4 protein-coding genes are annotated in these 2,947 nt (G+C 42.4%); 3 read left to right on the top strand and 1 reads right to left on the bottom strand.

Translation table 11 applies throughout. From position 1 onward, the window contains the following. The first annotated feature begins 144 nt into the window (after window positions 1-144). Window positions 145-1,353: a DUF4336 domain-containing protein gene (locus ACKPEB_RS06725; RefSeq protein WP_408964081.1), complete on the top strand. Its 1,209-nt coding sequence runs from the start codon at window positions 145-147 to the stop codon at window positions 1,351-1,353. A gap of 2 nt (window positions 1,354-1,355) precedes the next feature. Here ACKPEB_RS06725 and ACKPEB_RS06730 read toward each other — a convergent pair whose 3' ends face one another. Next, on the bottom strand, window positions 1,356-1,895 hold the full coding sequence (locus tag ACKPEB_RS06730) for a gamma carbonic anhydrase family protein (protein ID WP_408964082.1): 540 nt from the start codon (window positions 1,893-1,895) through the stop codon (window positions 1,356-1,358). A gap of 101 nt (window positions 1,896-1,996) precedes the next feature. Here ACKPEB_RS06730 and ACKPEB_RS06735 point away from each other — a divergent pair, with 101 nt between their 5' ends. Further along, on the top strand, window positions 1,997-2,503 hold the full coding sequence (locus tag ACKPEB_RS06735; RefSeq protein WP_408964083.1) for a TIGR02652 family protein: 507 nt from the start codon (window positions 1,997-1,999) through the stop codon (window positions 2,501-2,503). 11 nt (window positions 2,504-2,514) lie between these two features. Beyond that, on the top strand, window positions 2,515-2,947 hold a 433-nt coding region (locus ACKPEB_RS06740; protein ID WP_408964084.1), incomplete at its 3' end, for a VOC family protein.

Genomic DNA, 2,947 nt, shown 5'->3' on the forward strand with positions numbered 1-2,947 from the left:
CTTACTACATCGAGAAGAATCTCCTAAAGGGATTTTAGATGAATATGAAACTTTAGAACAAATTCCGATATCCTAAAGTCGAGACGAGCCACGGCGCGTCTATCTCTAAAAGCTCTCTATCAAGAAGCAGGAGTTAGGAAAACAGTGGAGTACAGTCGGAAAACCCCAGAAGAACCTGTTCAAAATCGTTCATTTCAGGAATATTCATGGCCTTTTTGGCCCGTTGTCCCCATTTATCCCTACAGTCAACGGCGAACGCTCCGCACAGAAGTAGTTCCGAATACAATATGGACATTTGAGCAGGTACAGGGAATTCTGTATGTGGTGGTTCCCATTCGGATGACGGTGGTAAAGTTGAAAAAGGGGGGTTTGTTAGTGTATGCTCCCGTTGCTCCGACCCCAGAATGTTTGCGTTTAATGCAGGAATTAGTCGTCAAATATGGAGACGTTAAATATATTATTCTGCCAACAATTTCAGGCATTGAACATAAAGTTTTTGTTGGGCCCTTTGCTCGAAAATTTCCGAAGGCGCAAGTTTTTGTCGCCCCTGGACAGTGGAGTTTTCCAATTAATTTACCTCTAAGTTGGTTAGGTTTACCTGCACAACGCACTCATATTCTGCCCCAGGACAGTCGAAATACCCCCTTTTTTGATGAATTTGACTATCAAATTTTAGGGCCATTAGCATTAGGAATTGGGCGGTTTGCAGAAGTGGCTTTTTTCCATCGAGGCTCCCAAACTTTATTAGTAACTGATACCATTGTTTCCATTCCTGATAGTCCTCCCGCCATTGTACAACTTGATCCCTATCCGTTACTATTTCATGCCAAAGATGATACGTTTCATAAAGTAGAAGATCATGAAATTACCCGTCGCCGAGGATGGCAAAGAATCTCGTTATTTTCTTTCTATTTTCGTCCGAGTGTTTTAGATACCGTAGAATTAGCCGATGCGTTTCGAGACTCTTGGCAAGCTCCCGACCGTTCTAAAAAAGCTTATTTTGGCATTTATCCGTTTAAATGGAAACCGAATTGGCAACAATGTTTTGAAGCGTTAAGAGGAAATGGACGGTTATTTGTCGCTCCGATTTTACAAACCTTAATCTTAAATCGAGCACCCGAAGAAACCTTAATTTGGGCAAATCAAGTGTCTCAATGGAATTTTAACCGGATTATTCCTTGTCATTTTGACTCCCCCATTATGGCAACCCCCAGCCAATTTAGACAAGCCTTTACATTCTTAGAAAAAACATCAGAGGGTTTATTGCCTCAAGCGGATTTTGAGTTATTATTAGAAATTAATGATCTTTTAAATCGATTTAAAATTACACCTCCGGCTAAACCCAAAGTTTAGTTTTAACTAAACCCCATTTCCGTACTTTTTCCAGCATGAACTAAGGCTAATTTTTCATAACGTTTAGCGTGTTCAATTAAATCTGCGGCTTCCTCTGGCGACACTTCCCGAACTCGTTTGGCGGGAACACCCACCACTAACGAAAAGGGAGGTACATCTTTTGTGACAATAGAACCCGCCCCAATAATACTTCCAGTTCCAACTCTCACCCCATCTAAGATCACAGCCCCAATGCCAATTAAACTTCCTCGTTCAATATAAGCGGCATGAATCACCGCCCGATGGCCAACGGTGACATAATCTTCTAATAACGTCACTTGACCCGGATCACCATGTAAAATTGCACCATCCTGAATATTGGTTTTTTCTCCAATCACAATTCGTTCCACATCCCCCCGGACAACGGCCCCATACCAAATACTGGCCCCAGCACCCACCTCCACAAACCCCATCACCACAGCATTTGCAGCGACAAAGGCAGCTTGGGAAAGGTCTACCGGAGGCCAATAAGTCACAGAAGTTAACAACGGTTGATCAGACATGGGTACAAGATTCGTTAAAAACAAACAAACTACAATAAAAGAAAGAGTAAAATGCCCATAGTTATCATAAACGACAAGTCCAGGTGTAAACCCCCTTGATCATGAATTCTGCCTTGCAGTACCCCTTTTTTGGCCCAGAAATTAGTTGTCCCCATTGCCGTCAGCCAATTCCCGCCCTCACCCTGACGGATACCTATTTGTGTCCTCGTCACGGGGCTTTTGAAGCTGACCCCAATTCCGGCGAGTTGGTACACTTACAATCGGGTCGTCATTGGCGACAATGGGACGGAGAATGGTATCGACAACATACCCATCCTGATGGAATTCGATTTGAAATTCATGAAGCGTTAGACCGACTCTACACTCAAGGCTACCGGGCTACCCGTGTGATTATCGCAAAACGCTATCAAGAGTTAATCAGTGCCTATTTAGAACGCAGTGCCCCTTGGCGCGATGGTTCAGATCCTACACAACCACGATTATACGGTTTACCTGTGGAATTTAGCCCGGATGGTCAGGATGAACCGTGCTGGGAGGTGATTAATTTTGATTTAGATAAAGAACAGGGAGTACCCGTTCGTTATCCCTATTTTCGATTATTTGAATAAGGGGAATTTTCATGCACCATGCTTCAATTCGGACGGCTAATATTCATCGGGCGATCGCATTTTATGAACTTTTAGGATTTACAGTTTGTGAACGCTTTACCACTGGATATACCTTAGCCTGTTGGATGGAAGGGTTAAACGGACGAATTGAATTTATTGAAATTCCCCAACCGAAACCCGCCCCCGATGCTTTTTCTGATGAACATTATGTTGGCTATTATCATCTTTCGTTTGATTTAACGGATCAAGTTTCTAATTTAACGACTTGGTTAAATCATCTGAAAAATCAATTCAATCAAGTGGTTACTGAACAGCCGAATTTATATCAACCGTTAAAGGTTTTATTAGAACCCATGCAACAAATGATTGGTGAGCGGGTTTATGAAGTGATGTTTATTGCCGATCCCGATAATTTACCTTTAGAATTTATTCGGATCTTATCCA

Origin of the sequence: Planktothrix sp. (assembly GCF_046067725.1) — a bacterium.
Taxonomy (GTDB): Bacteria; Cyanobacteriota; Cyanobacteriia; order Cyanobacteriales; family Microcoleaceae; genus Planktothrix.